Here is an 18,186-nt window from a genome sequence, read left to right as displayed (position 1 = left end):
TTCATCATTTCTGGGGGTATTATATGAAAATTTCAAGTTGGATGAAATTATTTAGTTCTTCTCTACCAGTTAAAAGTAAGAAAAGCACGAATCAAGAGACGGAGAAGAATGATAGTGATCTTTTAACAGGAATGATCGAAGACGATTTCATTAAGATTAGAAAAGAGTTTGATGGTTCTTCAGATTTTTCTTATCGGAAATTTAAAATAACTACGACCTATACGGCAATTATTCTTTACCTTGATGGGCTAGTAGATATGAAAAGAATGGAAAGTAATATTTTAAATCCCTTACTAAACCAAAAAGAAGATCTTATAAACAAGGATCATTTAACAGTAAAAGATATTGAAACGGAAATAAGCTCAGGAAAAGTAAAGAATGGGGACACCATTCAACAAATAGTTGATCATCTGTTAATTGGTGGGACAACGTTACTTATAAACGGATTTAATCAAGCACTTTTGATAAGTGAGCAATCTTGGGAACAAAGATCGGTTCAAGAGCCTCCTTCTGAATCAGTTGTGTTAGGCCCAAGAGAGGGCTTCACTGAAAATATTCGAACAAATACAAGCATGATTCGTAGGCGAGTAAAATCTACCAAACTTAAATTAGAAAGCCTAAAGCTGGGTAACCTCTCTAAAACTGAAGTTGTTATTACCTACATTGAAGGAATTGCGGAATCCTCATTAATTGAGGAAGTACGAACAAGGCTAAAACGGATTGACATTGATGCGATTGAGGATAGTGGATACATTGTAGAATTTATTGAAGATAGTCCATTCTCTTTATTTCCACAAGTATTACAAACAGAAAGACCTGATCGAATTGTTGGAAATATTCTAGAAGGCAGGGTAGGGATCCTTGTAGAAAACAGTCCATTTGGTCTTGTTGTACCCGTTACTTTTTTTCAAATGATGAATTCTCCTGAAGATTATTACGGGAGATTCATGATGGCTTCGTTTATTCGATTGATCCGGTATTTATTTTTACTTATTGCCTTATTATTTCCATCCATTTATATTGCCGTGACAACCTTTCATCAGGAACTATTGCCAACAAACTTATTGTTTAGTGTTGCTGCATCTAGAGAAAAAACACCTTTTCCTGCGATCGTAGAAGCGATGTTAATGGAAATTACCTTTGAGGCTTTACGGGAAGCAGGTTTACGGCTACCAAAACCAATTGGCTCAACAGTGAGTATTGTAGGTGCCTTAGTAATTGGTCAAGCAGCAGTAGAAGCAGGTATTGTCTCAGCTCCTTTGGTCATTGTCGTTGCAATAACCGGGATTGCATCTTTTATGTTTCCTAGTTACAGCCTGACAGGAGCGATTCGTCTTCTTCGCTTTATCATGATGTTTCTAGCGGCAATGCTCGGCTTCTATGGCATCCTGCTAGGGGTATTTTTTATTTTAGTTCATCTGGTTCAGTTACAATCTTACGGTGTTCCATACCTTGCACCTGTTGCACCTTTTAATTTTAATAATCTTAAAGACGTATTTATTCGGGCACCATGGTGGAAAATGGACAATCGTCCTAAACAAGTAGGAAAAAGGAATTTGAAAAGGTTAGGAGCACAAAATCGAAAAAATTAGCTATTTAAAGAAGACAGACAGGATGGTGCTGATGAAAACCATTAAATTATCATTTGTATTTTTACTATCAATCTTCTTACTTACTGGGTGCTGGAATCGAAAAGAAATTAATGACATTTCGATTGTGACTGCTATTGGGTTAGACCTTTTAGAAGACGAACAAATCCTTTTAACGCTTCAAGTTGCGATTCCATCAAAATTAGGACCAACTACAGGTTCAGAAGGCGGTGGGGATAGTACATTTATGATTTCAGAGACTGGCAAAACACTTTCAGAAGCCTATCGACACCTCCAAGGTAAATTATCTAGAAGGATTTTCTTTTCCCATAGTAGGATTTTATTAATAGGAGAGGAACTAGCTAAAAAAGGTGTCTCAAATGTAATTGATTTTTATTCAAGGTTTCATGAACCTAGGATGAATAGTGATATTATGTTTACAAAAGGGTATGCGTTTGAGGTTATCAGTAGTGCACCGAGTCTAGAGAGTGTTTCAGCTGAAGAAACTAGAGAATTAACAAAGCAAAGTATGGGGTTGCAAGTAACTATTAATGATTTCTTAGACATGCTGCTTACAGAAGGTTTAGAGCCTTCAGCACCAGAATTTGCAGTAAGTGTTTTGGAAGTTGAAGTTAAAGATAAATCAAAAAAAACGCAAGAAGTCTTCGGTGCTGCTGTATTTAAAGGAGATAAATTAGTGGGATGGGTGAACGACTCCGAAATGAGGGGCATTTTATGGCTACGAAATGAAATGGAAATGGGTGTTATTACAGTTGAAATTCCTGAAGAAAAAGGTGGTGGCAATATTAGCACGAATGTTCTTCGATCTGAAACAGAAATTATCCCTAAAATTAACGATGGGCGGATTACAATTACAGTAAAAACGACAACAGAGTTGAAGGTTATAGAAAATGCCTCAGAATTAAATTTAAATGATTCTAAGAACATCGATAAATTAGAAAAGGAAATAGAAAAAGAAATTAGAGATAAAATACAAGAAGGATTGCATAAGACAAAAAATGAGTTAGATTCAGATATTGTCGGTTTTGGAGAATTTGTCTACAAAAAATACCCAAAAGAATGGAACGCGACATATAAAAAGGAATGGAGCAAGAAGTTTTCAGAGTTAGACGTATCGATTGATTCAAAAGTATTTGTTAGAAGGATTGGTTTATCAGAATAAGATTCATCATCTTATTAAGTGTGAGGTTGATATATGTTTAAAATTTTGTTTATTATCATCTTTTTTTTGATCCTATTTGCAATTGAAATACCAAAATTAATAAGGAAAAAAGAAATAAAAGAATTACTTGTATTTTCCTTTCTTGGGTTAATAGGGTTCATCTTAAGTATATTAATGGTTATACGCTCGTTTATATAAGATGCAAAGTATTACAGGCTATTAGCTAAAACAACTTGTCATCAATCGTATAAAGCATTGGATGGTTAAATTAAATAATAAACTCCCACACTCAAAGAACTACGTAAATTGATGTGAGAGTTTATTCTAATAAATGAACAAAGAACAATTCCTTATGTATAAAAAAGAAAGGTCTTAATGTTAAACACTAAACAACTGGAAATACTATTTTAAATGTTATACACCCGGAAACCATCCAGGGGTATTAATAATCGCGTTCCATAAAGGATCAGGTACAACCAATTCTTCTTGCATATCCTTGTCTAACTGGGTGATGATTTCATCTTCCCTTTCTTCTGCAACCTTTTGAACCCAATCAGGGTCGATAATTAATTCTCTTCCCAGCGCTAGTAGCGGAACGCCTGATTCAAATGCTTCGAGCGCATCAGCTGCCGAGTAAATCGAACCTACACCGATAAGCGGTACTCGGTTTTTAATCGTTTTTAGTAAATAGTCTATTCGTGGTTTAGTTAAATCATCAACACCCCTACTAGGCTCAGAAAAGAATTCAAAAAGAGAAACATGAAGGTAGTCTAGCCCTTTTTCAGCTAATACATCCACAAATGTTAGTGTATCAGCCATCGTGATTCCAGGTGTTTCTGGTTCTTCAGGTGAAAAACGATACCCAACAATGAAAGGAGATTTAGCATGCTCGTTAACGACACTCTTCACCTTATCAATCACAGCTAATGGAAAGGTCATCCGCTTTTCGATGCTACCACCAAAACGATCTTCACGGCGATTCGAATGTGGTGAAAAGAATTGTTGTAGCAGATATCCATTTGCTCCATGTATTTCAACGCCATCAAACCCTGCTTCAATGGCACGACAAGTTGTTTCCCCAAAGGCTTGGACGATTTCGTCAACCTCTGATTCCGCTAACCCTCTTGGTTTGACCTCTGGTTCTTCGGTTGAAACTCCACCTTGTTCTGCTGGTATATTACTTGCACTAACGATTTCTCCATTTGGAACCAACTCAGGAGGACACATTCTACCGCCGTGAAATATTTGTAGAATAGCTTTCGCACCTTGATCTTTAATTCCTTTTGCTAACTGAGCTAAACTTGGTATTAAGTCATCACGGTCAGCACCAAACTCACCATGAAATCCTTTGCCATTGGCTGTTACATAGGCACAAGCAGTAATGACCATGCTTACACCCTTGGAACGGCGAGCATAGTAGTTTACTTCTGCTTCGGTAACTGAGCCATCTGGATTAGATGAAAAATTAGTCATCGGAGCCATTACTATACGGTTTTTTAATTCTACTCCGTTTGTAAAAGTATATGTAGATAATAAATCTTGAATTTTCTTATTCATTTTATTCCTCCTTGAGTAGGGTATAGCTATCATAATAAATCAATGAAATTTTGTACATGTTTATGCTTTGCTTTTTTATAAAGCTTTATTAAAAACTTTATCATTCTCTGGAATAAAGGAGTAAGATGAAACTTTATCGGTGGTTGATTCGTATAATTAGTATAAGAAAAGCATTGAAAGGAGCATCAAATATGATTGAAGTATAAGTTTCATAGGCGATATTTTTGGTGCATTTTCAAGTAAAGGGAAGCAAAAGAACGCTATATAATGATGAAGAATAGGAGTGAGTAGATGACCTATCCTATTAGAGTACGAGCAGGTGCGTTCATTATAGAGGACCACTCGATTTTATTGATCGAATTTAATGATAAAAACGGACTTCATTATAATTTACCATCTGGTGGGGTAGAACCTCGTGAAACAATGTTTGAAGCAGTCACTAGAGAAGCAAAAGAAGAAGCAGCTATTGATGTAGATGTTGGACCATTATCGTTTGTTTACGAGTATTCACCTGCCAAAAACGATAATAAATATGGTGAGATACACTCGTTAAGTCTTTTCTTCGAATGTAAAATAAGAGATGGGTCCAGACCAAAATTACCTGATCATCCAGATCCGTTCCAAACGGGTGTAAAGTGGATTAAACTAGCTGAATTACATACTGTTATTTTGTATCCTAATATAAGAGAGCATATAATGAACTATTTAGAAAACAAACAAACTATTGAAATAATCGAAGAACATTTATTAGAACAATACGGGCAAACGAGGTAGAAGCCTTTAGAAAGGAAATTAGTGTATTTTATCATAAAGATATAGAATAGAGGCAAAAAAATGATAACAACCTCAGACTCTCTAATCATACTAGTTCATGAAATTTATGGCATAAATCAATTTATGATGAGTTTTTCAAAATCTTTATCAGACCAGGGGTTTGACGTGATTTGCCCAAATTTATTAGAACGTGAAACAGCTTTTGATTATTCCCAAGAGAAAACAGCATACCAACATTTTATCAATAACGTAGGCTTCACAAATGCTTCGGATAAAATTAAGCTTGAACTAAAAAACAAACGTGGGCATTATCAAAAAGTTTACATTGTTGGATTTAGTATAGGGGCAACTATTGCTTGGTTATGTAGTGAGGAAACATATATTGATGGAATAGTTGGGTATTATGGATCACGTATAAGAGATTATCTAGATATCGTACCAAAATGTCCTACATTGCTATTCTTTTCGCTAGAAGAACATACATTTGGTGGTAGTGAATTTATTTCGAATTTAGCTAAACATCAAGTCGAGATCCAAAACTATAATGGGAAACATGGATTTAGTGACCGATACTCTCAAAAATACAATGAGAAGTTAGAACAGAAAGCATATCGAGAATTGATTGATTTCCTTTCTAGATCTAGATAAATTTGATAATCGTGTGCAAACTATTCAATCAACAAGAAGACCATCGTCTTATAGAGGTCTTCTATGTCTTCTCATCCTACTTTTCAATGAAGTAAATGTTTTAACGTATCAGTATGTCTACGGTTACTATCAATTACATCCTCAACAATTTGTTTACTCGTTGGATCTAAATCACCTTTAACAAGTTCCTCTGAATAATGTACGCCATATTTTTCAACGCCTTCAATGGCATCTTCAATTATTTTTCTCCTATCATCAGAAAGCATGATTTTATGCATGAAGCTATGCATAGACCCAGAGACACCTTCATCGTCTGCTGGTACTCCGCCTAAGTTCTGAATTCGTTCAGCTACCTTTAGTGCATTTAATTTAACTTCTTGTTGCATGGATTGAAAATTGTTCTTTAATTCAAAATCGTCTACCTTTTGAATGTAGTGTTCGAGCGAACGTATTCCCATATATGTACCTCTCAATATCGTGTTTAGCTCCTCAATAACTGCCTTTTCTGTCATACATTCACACCCTTTTATTTTATTATGATACAGACGGATTGAATTATTCTAGCTTGTATCAATTTTTCTACGAGTTCAACTGGGGAAAAAGATCTTCCATTCAGCTATTTCACATAATGTGGTAAAATTTAGATATAAAAAATAGTAAACCGAACCGAGGTGTCATTAGAGAAGAATGATCATTCCTTTATTATTATTGATTCATGTTTTCTACATCGCCAATTTCCTCATCAATTTTGAAGTTTTACCTTTAAATAATCTATGGCCAGTCACTTTTATCATAAGTTTATTCTTGTCTATTTTTTATTTTTTTCGCTCGAAAAAAATACGAATAACAACCAATATCTATTAATTGCACATTTTGTTACTAGTATTAGTTCTCTAGGAGCTTATTGATTTCTCTATTATCTTTCTAACATAATGGGGTAACTGTTACATAAAAGGTACAAATGGAGGGATTAGAAGATGTACGAATATACATTTATAAAGACTTCTTCAGGTGGGTTTTTCACTTCTCCAAAACATAGAGAAGTGATAGAAGAGTATGCTATAGAAGGCTGGCGTTTAGTACAAGTATTGCCTACAAAATTTAATGGAAATGGTGCACCACTAGAGTACGAAATTATATTTGAAAAACCAGTAAAGGGTTAACAATTGTATACTTGCTACGCTATTAGGAGGCTAATCTAATGAATAATAATCATCGCTATACCATTTTTTTCTAAATGCTAGGTGTGGCTGCAATATCAAGTGGAATGGGATTAAAAAATATATTTGAATATTCGCCAAGCTTCGGCTGGATTCTTGGAACAATCTTCTTTTTTACAAGTTCTTATTTTGCAACAAAGCTTAATTTAGAAGGTAAAAAATAGTTAGAAGTGTAATGACCAGTTCTTTTGGTACTTTAAAAAGTAGTATAGAAAAACAGAAGCAATAGAGGAGTTTATTATGGATAAATACAAAATAATTTTATTTGATTTGGACGGTACACTATCAGATCCTAAGGTAGGGATAACTAAATCTGTTCAGTATGCATTACAAAAAATGGACATTGATGAGCAGGATCTTGATAAACTCGAATGTTTTATCGGTCCACCACTTCAAATTTCTTTTGCTGATTATTACCATTTTGATGAGAAAATGACGAGAAAAGCAATTGAATTATATAGAGAAAGATTTATAGAAAAGGGGATGTATGAAAATGAGTTGTATTCAACGATTCCTAACCTATTAAAGTCCTTAAAAGAAAAAAATGTAACGTTGGTTGTTGCAACTTCCAAACCTACTGTATTTTCGGAGAGAATTCTAAGCCATTTTAAAATTGATGAGTATTTTGATCTTGTTGTCGGAAGTAATCTTGATGGGACAAGAACAGCCAAAACAGAAATTATTCAATACATACTAGATCACTATCATGAATATCAATTAGATGACTTTATAATGATCGGTGACAGAAAGCATGATATTATTGGTGCTACTAGCACTGGAATTGATTCTATTGGGGTAACATATGGGTATGGTTCTTTTAAAGAACTAACTGAATCTAAACCAACATATATTGTTAAGAGTGTAGAACAATTAAGTGGTATTTTGATAGATCGAGATTAATAGAGGTTAAATTTCCCCTTTAAGGAATGGTCGGCTTTACTTCAATATGGAGTAAGGCCATTTATATAGTGAAAAATTTAAATTAGTAGAACAAACAATGGTGCTTATCCCTGATTTTGACCATTGCTTTTGTTAAGAGATTTTAAGAGCAAAAGAACTAATTGAAGAATGTATTAAGAAAATATTCTTCAGCTTCTAGTTGTTAATAAATATGTAAAGCTGAAAGATTTTCAGGAATAATCGATTTATATGAAGCAAGTCTAGAAAAGGATATGTAAAGAAGGAATTTCAACGTATTAGGAGAATAATATGGTTAGCCAGTTTAGATGAGAAGAGAAAGGTGAGCTGAGAAATGGGGCAAATTAAAATTTATGGGCTTAAAGATAACATAAATCCAATAAAGGAAATGGTATCAAATGTGATTCATGAGTGTATGGTGGAAGTTCTTGAATTTACTTCGGATAAGAAATTTCATCGCTTTTTCCCAATGGATAAAGCGAATCTCACTATGCAAGTGGAAGAACAGAAGCATATACAATAATTGAGATTAGTATGTTCGAAGGTCGAACGATAGAGGCGAAAAAACATTTACTAAATTACTCTTTGAACGTATAAAAAGCGAGTTTAGAATCTCACCACAAGATGTTGAAATGACAAATTTTGAAACCCCAAAACATAACTGGGGGATAAGGGGTTTACCCGCAGATGAATTAGCATTGAATTATAAAGTTAATATTTAGGAATAAGGCGGTCCATCAGTGGCCGTCTTCTTATCTTTTTCAAGAAAAAACGTGGTAAAATGTACCAATATAAGTTCAACTTGATTAATAAGAAACGAGTTATCTGCCTAGCGTCAATTCTATCTTTATTCGTTATTATCTATACATGGGCCGTTTTTTCTTTTGAAGAGTCAAAAAAATTTAATCGTTTTCCGATACCTAAATTTGCTGCAGTAACAAATAACCGAGAGGATTTTTAATCATATTCCGCGAGATGGATAGGTACTTCAGAAACAAAAAAAGATGGACTCCCATTTATCTATCGTTTGCAGATCAAAACACGTGGTTGGGAAAAAACTTTTCAGGAGGGTTCTTTGACAACTTACGAAAAAGATAATCATAAGATTGACGTAATTGCGGAGACAAATTATTTATCCATTGGTATTGGTATTAGTAAAGACTAGCATTATCAATCTATATTAAGTGATGAAGTTTATTTCAATAACTTTTAAGTAGAATAAGAGACTGAACTCTCACTCTAAACACTCTTTTCAATACTAGTTAACATAAAGTCAACTAATTAAAAGTAAGCAAAAGAGCCATACCCAGATATCCTAGGGTTTGGCTCTTTTCAGTTTGTTATCGATTAAGCATAATTTTAGACTATCGTTGATCCTTCAACGTATTGAATTCTGAAAAAGATTGACTGTTCTATGATTACCTCTTTTCATGTCTTAGAAGGTCAGTAAGGGATATGTTGAACATCAATTTAAACTCAAAAGATATCATTTCTTTGCGTTTAAATTGACAACGTGTATACATATGTATACAATAGGTAATGTAATGGGGTGTATACATATGTATACAAAGAGAGGAGCTATATTATGAGAGATGAAAAGTTTAAGGATTTTAAAAACGAGGGGCATCACCGTGGTGAGCGTCATAAAGGAAGAGACCATAGTTCACATAAACGTGGTGCTAAAACCTTCCGCAGAGGGAGAGCAATTACCTTTTTAGAAATGATGAATCTTAAGCGATCCACCATTAAACAACAGTTGGAGGAACCACAGTTTCAATCTATTAATCAAATTTTAATCGGAGAATTAAAAGCGCTTGATATGATCATTAACGAATTTATACAATTATTTGAATTACATGAAGGCGAATCAATCGATGTAGATCATGAAAAAAAGATTGAAGAAGCTGAAACATCAGTACTGGAAAGTAAAGAGGCTTTAAATAATGAGCAAAAAGGAGATGAATTTGATGAAACAAATTAACAGTTATATCGATACAGTTTTTCATAATTATGATGATCGGTTGGAAGAAGTTATTGCGTCCATAAAGGAAAACGAGATGCCGCCGATATCAGTATCTCCTTCCTCCGGAAAACTATTAGCGATGCTAATCTCTATTTCAGGAGCTAAAAATGTCTTGGAAATAGGTGCTCTTGGTGGCTATAGTGGGATATGCCTTGCCAGAGGATTCGGTAGTGAGGGCAAATTAACTTCTCTTGAATTGGAGGAGAGATATGCAAAGTTAGCACAAAGCAATCTAACTAAAGCTGGTTTTGGCGATCAAGTTACATATATGACAGGACCCGCTTTGGAAAGCCTTGAAAAATTAGTAGCTGAAAATAAGCAATTTGATTTTTTCTTTATCGACGCTGACAAAGAAAATTATGAAAATTATTTGAGGTATTGCATCAATCTAGCGGAGCCAGGAGCTTTAATTGTTACTGATAACGTTCTTGCGGGTGGTAGTGTAGCAGACCCAAATACTACACCTAAACGTTATACGGAATTTATGAAGAATTTTAATAAAACTGTTGCCAATCATCCACAACTAGAATCTGTACTTATTCCAATCGGTGATGGGATGACCCTTTCTAGAGTAAAGAAATAAAAATAGACATACTGGACAAAAATCATAGAGACAACCAATTCAAGCTATGAAGTTAAGGGAAAGAATGGAACGGTCCTACAAATATTAAATGTGGATTATTACCACAGAAAATTTTTGGAAGTTCCGTATGCGGATATTTAACCAACACAAAAGTTGGATATCTACTTGCCAGAAGGAAACGGTACATTTCCGGTCATTTTGGTCATTCACGGAGGAGCTTTTGCATTCGGTGAATCGTGGTCCTGACTGTGTATATGCACTAAATGGTCTCGAAAGAAACTATGCAATTGTGTCTATTAATTATCGGTTAAGTGGGGAAGCTAATTTCCCGCAGACATTGAGGATGTAAAAGCAGCTATTCGTTTCATTAGGTCCAATGCGTCAGAGTTTTCTCTTAATCCGGATAAGATTGCGACATGAGGAGGCTCTGCTGGTGGTGCATTGTAAGCAATGTTTGCTACTTCGGGTGATGTTGCTGAATTTAAAAATCCTATTCTTGGGAATATAGATGTTTCTGATAAAATTCAGGCGGCTGTGGACTGGTATGGACCCATTAACTTCCTAACCATGGACCAGCAATTTGCGAAAATTGGAATTACAGGTCAGATACATAAAGTTTGAGGGACTAGCCAATATAAAAAAGTTCTTGATTTTCTGGATAAACATTTAAAATAAACAAATTAAGCTTATAAAGTAATATTAGTGAATAGTAATCATCACTAGGTGATTTGCTACCATCAAAAAATACTTTATTTCAAAAAAAGGCATACTTAAGGAGACATAGCACATTCATATTAAATAAAAGGGGGCTTATTTAACTTCCCTTAAGCCCTTTCCTTTCAAAACCTCTTGAATCCCTTCTTCACAAACCCCATATGAACGCCAGGAACAAGTTTCACACACGGTTTGGATATCAGAGGGGACAACATACTTTCTGATTTGTAACTCAATATCCTCCCAATTCAGAATTTGTCCGATTTTAAGCCCTAATTTTTCCAATATAGCAGCATCTCTATCATAAATATCGTCGGCTTGGCAGTGATATTCACCAGAGTTTGGGTACTTTTCACACAACTGATCGGGACCCTTTACAAGCTCGATCCATGTGAGGGGGTTGTCTCTTAAGGTTTGATGCAAACGTGTCATATTTTCTACGTATTCTTGGGAATATCCCATTCCCCGATAGCCGAGAAGGCAAAAAAGATGATGGCCTCGCAGTTTATACATAATTTTCCCCCAGTTCGACAGTATTGATTTAAATCTAAATGATATCCAATATTATTATCTTTTTGACTATATATAGTATTTTAACTAAAAATCCCCTAAATTTAGAAACGATTACTAACCAACTCCGTGTGAATCAATAATTAAATAATAATGACACTCTATATTTAAAATGTTTATGAACCGATGTTTTAAATCTGCTTCAAAATATATTGAATCTCCTTGCTCCAATATAAACGTTTCCGGTTGATCACCTAACTCAATTTTTAGGTTTCCTTGTGCTACATATATGTATTCTTTCACACCTCTTTTATGTGAAGGAAAAGTACCTGTCTCCTGTAACGGTGGAACTACATTTAGAACAAACTCTATTCCATTAGCTGAAAACGAGGGTGATAAAAGATGTCTTTCTAAACCGGTTGTTTCATCTTTATATATTAATTTTTGACTTGCTCTAATAACAATTACCTCACTTTTTTGTTGTTCTCCTAACAAATGAGAAATGGTCACTTCTAGTCCTTCAGCTATTTGAGAAGCAACTTGTATAGTCGGATTTTTTTCTCCTCTTTCAATCATAGATAACATTGATCTACTAACCTTCGAACGTTCAGCCAATTCTTCTAAAGTTAAATTTCTTTTCTTTCTTTCTCTTTTTATATTTGTTCCAAATTCCATATAAGTCCCTCTCTTTATTTACTATAGTGGATTTTTTTCTTGACAATATTTTATTACATGTAATATTATGGAACCAAATCCATTATAGTGGATTTGGTTCCATAATTAAATAATAGCAAGGAGGCATGATTTTCACAACCTGAAAATCAATTAATTTCATAAGGGAAAACACTATCTTGTTATTAAATTTTTTTTAAAATGATACGGAGGGTTACTAATGAGTTCATTAATTTTTGTAAATGGTAAGTACAAAACCAAGGAAAATGCAACAATAAACGTTTATGATCATGGTTTACTATATGGTGACGGCATATATGAAGGGTTACGTTGTTATTCGGGTTATGTTTTCCAAATGAATGAACATCTGGACCGACTCTTAAGGTCTGCTAAAAGCCTTCGTATTAAACTTCCTTATTCAAAGGAAGAGATTGGTGAATTCATATTACAGACACTGCATAAGAATCAGCTCCATAATGCTTATATTCGTTTAATTGTAACAAGAGGAAGGGGGCCTATTGGACCAGATCCAAGATCTTGTGAAAGTCCCAGCCTGATTATAATGGTAGAAGATTTGCCGAATGTCCACGGCTCATCAGTAAAACAAAAGGGTCTATCTGTAGTTATAGTATCCACCCGGCGTGATTCGGTCGATGCAACATCACATGAGATAAAGTCACTGAATTATATTAATAGTATCGTTGCAAAAATGGAAGCAAATGAATATCAGGCTGATGACGCTATCTTGCTAGACTCTCGTGGATTTGTTTCGGAATCTACCATTTGCAATGTTTTTATGGTACATAAAAATAAATTGGTGACCCCTGGTTCCTTTAATGGGATTCTTTCAGGTGTAACAAGAGGGAATGTAATTGATATTGCGAACGATATGAATATTGAAGTCGTAGAAAGAGATATTACTCCTTATGAATTAATTCATGCTGAAGAAGTTTTCTTTACAGGAACTCACGCTGAAATTATTGGTGTGATTCGTATCAATAATTTAGAAGTTTCAAATGGTGAAGTGGGTCAAATAACCCAAAAAATGATTACTAAATTCCAAGAGAGAACAGGTAATCCTCGATATGGAACTTCTGTATATCTGCAACAAGGGGAGATGACCAATGCTTAAATTAGAAGAAAAAAACCAAATTTATGATGACCTTAATAAAATAGCCAAAGCAGTTAAATCTCCTCAGGACGTATTGTTTGATATAAAAGAAGAAGATTTAATTAGTATACTTTCTTCTAATTTCATTAATGTAAATGATCAGGAAGTTATCGGTAGAGGAGATAGTATTCTCCCTGGCGATGTAACTGGCCAATTAATTCTTGATTGTCAACTTGGTGAGTCATTATTACAGGAGGCAAAGATAAGAAACACGACAATTGATTTAATATACTCTTGTAAGAATGGCAATCTTGAGGACTTTTATGTATTAAAGTCTTCAAAAGGATTTTTCACGAATCAAAAAGGTAGGACTACTTTCTGTCCAGTGCAAGCCAGTTGTGAGGGTGTTCCAACATTAGTAGGTGTAAATTGTGACTATCAAAAAAAATCGGAACTTTCAAAACTAATTTATACATTTAATGATGGTAGCAAAATAACAATAGAACAACCTACTAGATCTGTTCTTTTTAGTAGCAGTGAAATAAATGAATCAGAATATGTATCTTTAAATGCAAATAAGGGACTTATATTTAAAGGGAAATTACTATCCCAACCCTCTCGAATTTATAAACTTTATGATATATTAGCAGAATCCTATCTTGAATCACTAGAAATCGGTGGACCTGTAAAAGCTGAAAAAAATATTATCCATACACAGACTTATCTGAAAAATAGGGATTTTCTAATACATACAGCTGAATCTTCTGAATTCAAAGGTTTTCAAATATTAAAAGATGCTGCTCAAGAGATCTCTGGTTTGAAGGTACTATCTACTGCTCATACCTCTAAAACAATGGCACTAACTAGATTGTTTGGTAGTTATATATCAGTTATCGATGGAAACCTTCATTTGAAAAATTGTTCTGATAGTTATGGACTTGGATTATTACGCGACGAAAGAATGTGGAATAATCCTGATGACATAGATCTTATGAGAATTGTATTCTTGGGAAAAGAAGTAATCAGTGACCAGTATCTAAAATATAAGGAGCAATATCTCCAAAGGTTTACAAATATGATCTACGATGTATTTAAAGTTGGAACTGGTGATATCGCTGTAGTAAGGCTATTGTGTATGCCCTACAACATGATATTTCCAAAGGAGTTTAATGCTGTTCAATTTTCAAAAAAATACGGGTTGAATGAAAAGGCTGTTGTAGAGCGTATTAATATTCTGGCGAATGAAACTGAAACATACCACGGCTGTAGAGGTGTTAGAGTTACAGTCCAAAGAGAAGATATATGCGAATTGTGGTGTGAAGGAGTAATTAAAGCTGCTAAAAGGGCAAATACCAATGGTATACCAACTAAACTACAAGTATTATTGTCCATGGTAACTTTCCCACAAGAGGTTACTATGTTTATAGAAACGTTTGACCGTCTCTTGGAGAAGTTTGATGCCAAACATATTACTCACGGAATATCGGTTATGATAGAAACATCTGGTTCTTTCCATTTGGCGGAAGATATCTTAAATGTTGCAGGAGATCATGTAGAAGTAAATGGAGTACTATTTGGAGGGAACGATTTTACAGCTGCGTGTCTTAATATGAATCGTTCAGATTCTGCTACATCAATTATTCCAGAGTATATTAAATTAAATATTATAACGACTAGTCCGTTTCAAAGTTTAAATGAACAAATCGTAGGAAAAGCAATTGTTCAAACCTTAAAGCGGACCAACCTTTTGAAACGCTTAAATAAACGTGAATATCTTATGGGTTTAGGAGGAGAAATTGCAGGGTCATGGGCCTCCGTAAAGTGGCTTACTCAAAACGCTGCCCCTCATGATCTAAATTATGTATCGACTCCCCCTGATCGAATTTTCTTTTCGCTATTTGCAAGTGCTCAGTCTAGCTTGCATACGTTATATAGCTAAATTTAATGAGAATTAACGTTTACACCTTTCGGGTGTAAACGTATTTTTATTGAAATGGGGAGTTTATATTGACATTGTTACTTGCCTTATTACCTATTTTATGTATTTTCATCTTTCTCTTTTTTTTGAAACTAACATCATTACGAACAGGGATTTTATCTTATATTGTGACGATTATGATTACTATCTACTTTCCTAGTTTCAATCTTGCACCATTGGATATTTTTCATTCATCTTTTAAAGGAATATTAATTTCATTTATTGCTGCGTATGTTCTCTTTTTTGGTATATTTCTTTTCCATTTGATTAACAGTGTAGGGGGGATTCAAGCAATTGCAACTTTTATCTCACAAACTACGAACGATCATATTATACAAGTGATGATTATGGTTATTGGGCTTTCCCCACTAATAGAATCTACAAGTGGATTTGGTATTGCATTTATGATGGTTGCGCCAATTTTTATTGCATTGGGTTTTAGTCCTATGAAATCTGCTTTATTGGGGCTTGTTAGTTTACTTGCCGTACCCTGGGGAGCATTAGCTACGGGGACAGTAATAGGATCTGAACTTGGAGGGATTTCACTTCAGAAAATAGGAACAGGTTCTGCTTTAATAAGTATTCCCGTTTTTGTTTATTTTCTTGTTACTGCAGTTTATATAGCAGGAGGGACTAATGCGATAAAAACAAAATGGAAGGAGATTACCTTATTTACGTTAACTTTTTCAATTTCAATTCTCCTTTTCAATGCTTTTGTTAGTGTTGAATTGGCTGGTGTTCTAGGTGCTTTAATTACTACCGGAATGGGCATAGTCATTATTAAGATTTCTTCAACTAAATCAAAGAAAACCGAAACAACAGCTACACAAATATCAGTTTCAATTGAAGAACATCGCAAAATGAGTATATTTAAAGTAATGAGTCCTTACATTATCTTAACTGGATTCATCTTCATTTCTCGTTTATGGACACCTTTCAGACAATTTTTAGAGACTCATGTCGTGATTAGCTTACCATCTTACTCTTTTTCTATGGCATTGCTTTATTCACCAGGATTTTGGTTGTTCGTTACTTGTATATTTACTATTTTCATCTTTAAAATCTCAAAGAATACGATTTTTCTTTCTCTAAAAAAGACCTTTAAACAATGGATCCCTTTCACTATTTCAACTGCAGCTTTTGTTGGTATCTCAGAAGTAATGGCAGAAGCAGGAATGACAACAATCCTTGCAAATGCTACAGGGATAGTATTCGGAAGTAGTTTTCTACTGATTTCTCCCCTAATCGGTGGAATTGGAGGTTTTCTTACAGGAAGTAATACAGGCTCAAATGCCATGTTTATTAAGCTACAAATTCAAACAGCTAGTCAAGTGGGATTGTCTCCTGATTTAGTTACATTTGCTCAAAATGCTAGCTCTTCCCATTCAACTATGGCCAACCCCGCTAGAGTAATGTTAGGAGCATCATTATGCGGAATTCAAGCTCAGGAAAATAATTTATTAAAAAGTATATCTTTAATTGTTTTAGGAGCAATTGTATTGATTATCTTTACAATACTTGGTTTATCGATATTTTAGTACTATTTATAAATTAAAAGTCAGTCCTATTAACTCCTTAAAGTTGAATTACTGGTTTTTTATTTTTTAAGAAGGGACAAATAGCAAGAAATAATAAATGCAAAATTAAAACAATCAATCAATGAGATGGAGTTTTTTAAGATTAGAAGCAAGAAGGTATTTGAATCGATGAAATATTTGGAGAAAAGATAGTTGATCTTTATTTTCAAATAAGAAAAGGTGTTTATGGGGTGATTTTCACTTCTACAAAAGACATGGTTTTATTGGTTCAAACTATAAGGGGCCATTATTTCGTACCGTGTGTGTGTTTTGAAAGTGACAAAGACTGTATAGAAAGAGAAATATTAGAAGAAACAGGTTATATAGTATATATAGGCTTCTATATTGGCGATGCTCGTAAATATTTTAAATCTACAAAAAATGGACCTCTACTTTTTGATGGATATTTTTACTTAACGGCATTATCAGAAAAAGTGCAGGAACCATTAGACAATGACCATTTGGATCGGTATAAGTATATGACAGATCTAGAGAGCTATTTATTCATATTCATCAACATCATAATTGGGCTGTGAAAAAAGGATCGTTGAAGGAATGGTGCAAAAAGAGTTATGGAATAAAATTGTTGATCACAGTGGAGGAGATTATTTTGATTAACCTTTTGGAAAACATATATGAATTTTCGATAGCAATCCTACTCTTATGTTCACTATTATATGTTAGACAGTTGAAAAAAAGCTAGATCGAAAACTTACAACCTTTGATTTTGCAATGTGCTTAATAACTCAATCTACTATTTTTTGATGGATAGGAAGTTTTCTCGTTCTTAACTATGGGATATAACTGAAAGTTTATCAACATATGGTAAAATATAGTTACTCGTTTTTAGATATCATTTAGGTGGTGTAAATATGCAATACATTGTACCTTTACTAATAATTGCAGTAGTTATTTTCAGCTTTTTTAAGATGTTTAGAAGGAAAAATACTACATCTAGTAATCTCTATACACCTATTAATGACATAAATAACGGTTTAATTAAATCTAATTCAATTGAACATCAAAAAATACAGTCAAGGAATAAAGTCCCTCATGAAGTAAAGGATAAATAAAAATATTGAATAGAAAAAATCATCATCTATTAGGTACATTGCTTTAAATAGACAAC

Annotated in this window: 20 protein-coding genes and 1 pseudogene; 17 read left to right on the top strand and 4 right to left on the bottom strand. The window is 33.9% G+C overall.

Translation table 11 applies throughout. The features are described 5' to 3' along the window. The first annotated feature begins 23 nt into the window (after positions 1-23). The gene (locus tag AC6CHR_RS00460) at positions 24-1,592 is read left to right on the top strand and encodes a spore germination protein (RefSeq protein ID WP_498246477.1); all 1,569 of its coding nucleotides are present in this window, start codon (positions 24-26) and stop codon (positions 1,590-1,592) included. Positions 1,593-1,623: 31 nt separating this feature from the next. Beyond that, positions 1,624-2,772 (top strand): Ger(x)C family spore germination protein, encoded by a 1,149-nt coding sequence (locus tag AC6CHR_RS00455; RefSeq protein ID WP_498246476.1) that lies wholly within the window; start codon positions 1,624-1,626, stop codon positions 2,770-2,772. 414 nt (positions 2,773-3,186) lie between these two features. Here the strand turns inward: AC6CHR_RS00455 and AC6CHR_RS00450 are convergent, their stop codons facing one another. Continuing rightward, positions 3,187-4,329 carry an NADH-dependent flavin oxidoreductase gene (locus AC6CHR_RS00450; RefSeq protein ID WP_498246475.1) on the bottom strand — a complete coding sequence of 381 codons (1,143 nt, stop codon included), beginning with the start codon at positions 4,327-4,329 and terminating at the stop codon, positions 3,187-3,189. Positions 4,330-4,620: 291 nt separating this feature from the next. Between AC6CHR_RS00450 and AC6CHR_RS00445 the strand changes: the two genes are divergently transcribed. Together AC6CHR_RS00445 and AC6CHR_RS00440 are read left to right on the top strand one after the other, a co-directional pair. Then, positions 4,621-5,103 carry an NUDIX domain-containing protein gene (locus AC6CHR_RS00445; RefSeq protein WP_498246474.1) on the top strand — a complete coding sequence of 161 codons (483 nt, stop codon included), beginning with the start codon at positions 4,621-4,623 and terminating at the stop codon, positions 5,101-5,103. Positions 5,104-5,163: 60 nt separating this feature from the next. Beyond that, positions 5,164-5,751, top strand: a complete 588-nt coding sequence (locus AC6CHR_RS00440; protein ID WP_498246473.1) for a dienelactone hydrolase family protein — start codon at positions 5,164-5,166, stop codon at positions 5,749-5,751. Positions 5,752-5,834: 83 nt separating this feature from the next. Here the strand turns inward: AC6CHR_RS00440 and AC6CHR_RS00435 are convergent, their stop codons facing one another. Then, positions 5,835-6,263 carry a DUF2383 domain-containing protein gene (locus AC6CHR_RS00435; RefSeq protein ID WP_498246472.1) on the bottom strand — a complete coding sequence of 143 codons (429 nt, stop codon included), beginning with the start codon at positions 6,261-6,263 and terminating at the stop codon, positions 5,835-5,837. A 465-nt stretch (positions 6,264-6,728) separates the two neighbouring features. On the opposite strand from AC6CHR_RS00435, the gene AC6CHR_RS00430 reads away from it, so the two are divergent. From AC6CHR_RS00430 to AC6CHR_RS00395, 8 genes and pseudogenes are all read left to right on the top strand, one after another. Next, entirely contained in the window at positions 6,729-6,914 is a 186-nt protein-coding gene (locus tag AC6CHR_RS00430) for a DUF4177 domain-containing protein (protein ID WP_498246471.1), read from the top strand. A 297-nt stretch (positions 6,915-7,211) separates the two neighbouring features. Next, complete coding sequence (locus tag AC6CHR_RS00425; protein WP_498246470.1) at positions 7,212-7,871, top strand: HAD family hydrolase; 660 nt, start codon at positions 7,212-7,214, stop codon at positions 7,869-7,871. Positions 7,872-8,223: 352 nt separating this feature from the next. Beyond that, a pseudogene (locus AC6CHR_RS00420) lies at positions 8,224-8,611 on the top strand (tautomerase family protein). Positions 8,612-9,474: 863 nt separating this feature from the next. Beyond that, entirely contained in the window at positions 9,475-9,870 is a 396-nt protein-coding gene (locus tag AC6CHR_RS00415) for a hypothetical protein (RefSeq protein WP_498246469.1), read from the top strand. Further along, positions 9,857-10,495, top strand: coding sequence for an O-methyltransferase (locus tag AC6CHR_RS00410; RefSeq protein ID WP_498246468.1), 639 nt, complete (start codon positions 9,857-9,859; stop codon positions 10,493-10,495). Before AC6CHR_RS00415 ends, AC6CHR_RS00410 begins: the two co-directional genes overlap by 14 nt. An 88-nt stretch (positions 10,496-10,583) precedes the next feature. Continuing rightward, the gene (locus AC6CHR_RS00405) at positions 10,584-10,844 is read left to right on the top strand and encodes a hypothetical protein (RefSeq protein WP_498246467.1); all 261 of its coding nucleotides are present in this window, start codon (positions 10,584-10,586) and stop codon (positions 10,842-10,844) included. Beyond that, on the top strand, positions 10,832-10,915 hold the full coding sequence (locus tag AC6CHR_RS00400) for a hypothetical protein (protein ID WP_498246841.1): 84 nt from the start codon (positions 10,832-10,834) through the stop codon (positions 10,913-10,915). The genes AC6CHR_RS00405 and AC6CHR_RS00400 overlap by 13 nt, the downstream gene beginning before the upstream one ends. 30 nt (positions 10,916-10,945) lie before the next feature. Continuing rightward, a complete protein-coding gene (locus AC6CHR_RS00395; RefSeq protein WP_498246466.1) occupies positions 10,946-11,116 on the top strand; it encodes a hypothetical protein in 171 nt (56 codons plus the stop codon). Between the two features lie 189 nt (positions 11,117-11,305). Here the strand turns inward: AC6CHR_RS00395 and AC6CHR_RS00390 are convergent, their stop codons facing one another. Together AC6CHR_RS00390 and AC6CHR_RS00385 are read right to left on the bottom strand one after the other, a co-directional pair. Then, the gene (locus tag AC6CHR_RS00390; protein ID WP_498246465.1) at positions 11,306-11,722 is read right to left on the bottom strand and encodes a DUF1284 domain-containing protein; all 417 of its coding nucleotides are present in this window, start codon (positions 11,720-11,722) and stop codon (positions 11,306-11,308) included. Positions 11,723-11,836: 114 nt separating this feature from the next. Beyond that, a complete protein-coding gene (locus AC6CHR_RS00385) occupies positions 11,837-12,394 on the bottom strand; it encodes a helix-turn-helix domain-containing protein (RefSeq protein WP_498246464.1) in 558 nt (185 codons plus the stop codon). 217 nt (positions 12,395-12,611) lie between these two features. On the opposite strand from AC6CHR_RS00385, the gene ilvE reads away from it, so the two are divergent. From ilvE to AC6CHR_RS00360, 5 genes are all read left to right on the top strand, one after another. Further along, the gene (gene ilvE, locus AC6CHR_RS00380) at positions 12,612-13,523 is read left to right on the top strand and encodes a branched-chain-amino-acid transaminase (RefSeq protein ID WP_498246463.1); all 912 of its coding nucleotides are present in this window, start codon (positions 12,612-12,614) and stop codon (positions 13,521-13,523) included. Further along, positions 13,516-15,441, top strand: coding sequence for a putative PEP-binding protein (locus tag AC6CHR_RS00375; RefSeq protein ID WP_498246462.1), 1,926 nt, complete (start codon positions 13,516-13,518; stop codon positions 15,439-15,441). Before ilvE ends, AC6CHR_RS00375 begins: the two co-directional genes overlap by 8 nt. A gap of 68 nt (positions 15,442-15,509) precedes the next feature. Further along, the gene (locus tag AC6CHR_RS00370; RefSeq protein WP_498246461.1) at positions 15,510-17,018 is read left to right on the top strand and encodes an L-lactate permease; all 1,509 of its coding nucleotides are present in this window, start codon (positions 15,510-15,512) and stop codon (positions 17,016-17,018) included. A 302-nt stretch (positions 17,019-17,320) separates the two neighbouring features. Continuing rightward, complete coding sequence (locus AC6CHR_RS00365; RefSeq protein WP_498246460.1) at positions 17,321-17,593, top strand: NUDIX hydrolase; 273 nt, start codon at positions 17,321-17,323, stop codon at positions 17,591-17,593. Positions 17,594-17,929: 336 nt separating this feature from the next. Then, entirely contained in the window at positions 17,930-18,130 is a 201-nt protein-coding gene (locus tag AC6CHR_RS00360) for a hypothetical protein (RefSeq protein ID WP_498246459.1), read from the top strand. Positions 18,131-18,186: the final 56 nt, after the last annotated feature.

Source organism: Metabacillus sp. GQ13 (assembly GCF_059758525.1).
The sequence above is the reverse complement of the archived record's forward strand: the minus strand, read 5'-3'. Positions and strand labels throughout refer to the sequence as shown.

Excerpts from the sequence above, each read along its gene's own strand:
- AC6CHR_RS00460 (WP_498246477.1), top strand. The coding sequence starts at position 24 with ATGAAAATTTCAAGTTGGATGAAATTATTTAGTTCTTCTCTACCAGTT.
- AC6CHR_RS00455 (WP_498246476.1), top strand. The coding sequence starts at position 1,624 with ATGAAAACCATTAAATTATCATTTGTATTTTTACTATCAATCTTCTTA.
- AC6CHR_RS00450 (WP_498246475.1), bottom strand. The coding sequence starts at position 4,329 with ATGAATAAGAAAATTCAAGATTTATTATCTACATATACTTTTACAAAC.
- AC6CHR_RS00445 (WP_498246474.1), top strand. The coding sequence starts at position 4,621 with ATGACCTATCCTATTAGAGTACGAGCAGGTGCGTTCATTATAGAGGAC.
- AC6CHR_RS00440 (WP_498246473.1), top strand. The coding sequence starts at position 5,164 with ATGATAACAACCTCAGACTCTCTAATCATACTAGTTCATGAAATTTAT.
- AC6CHR_RS00435 (WP_498246472.1), bottom strand. The coding sequence starts at position 6,263 with ATGACAGAAAAGGCAGTTATTGAGGAGCTAAACACGATATTGAGAGGT.
- AC6CHR_RS00430 (WP_498246471.1), top strand. The coding sequence starts at position 6,729 with ATGTACGAATATACATTTATAAAGACTTCTTCAGGTGGGTTTTTCACT.
- AC6CHR_RS00425 (WP_498246470.1), top strand. The coding sequence starts at position 7,212 with ATGGATAAATACAAAATAATTTTATTTGATTTGGACGGTACACTATCA.
- AC6CHR_RS00415 (WP_498246469.1), top strand. The coding sequence starts at position 9,475 with ATGAGAGATGAAAAGTTTAAGGATTTTAAAAACGAGGGGCATCACCGT.
- AC6CHR_RS00410 (WP_498246468.1), top strand. The coding sequence starts at position 9,857 with ATGAAACAAATTAACAGTTATATCGATACAGTTTTTCATAATTATGAT.
- AC6CHR_RS00405 (WP_498246467.1), top strand. The coding sequence starts at position 10,584 with ATGTGGATTATTACCACAGAAAATTTTTGGAAGTTCCGTATGCGGATA.
- AC6CHR_RS00395 (WP_498246466.1), top strand. The coding sequence starts at position 10,946 with ATGTTTGCTACTTCGGGTGATGTTGCTGAATTTAAAAATCCTATTCTT.
- AC6CHR_RS00390 (WP_498246465.1), bottom strand. The coding sequence starts at position 11,722 with ATGTATAAACTGCGAGGCCATCATCTTTTTTGCCTTCTCGGCTATCGG.
- AC6CHR_RS00385 (WP_498246464.1), bottom strand. The coding sequence starts at position 12,394 with ATGGAATTTGGAACAAATATAAAAAGAGAAAGAAAGAAAAGAAATTTA.
- ilvE (WP_498246463.1), top strand. The coding sequence starts at position 12,612 with ATGAGTTCATTAATTTTTGTAAATGGTAAGTACAAAACCAAGGAAAAT.
- AC6CHR_RS00375 (WP_498246462.1), top strand. The coding sequence starts at position 13,516 with ATGCTTAAATTAGAAGAAAAAAACCAAATTTATGATGACCTTAATAAA.
- AC6CHR_RS00360 (WP_498246459.1), top strand. The coding sequence starts at position 17,930 with ATGCAATACATTGTACCTTTACTAATAATTGCAGTAGTTATTTTCAGC.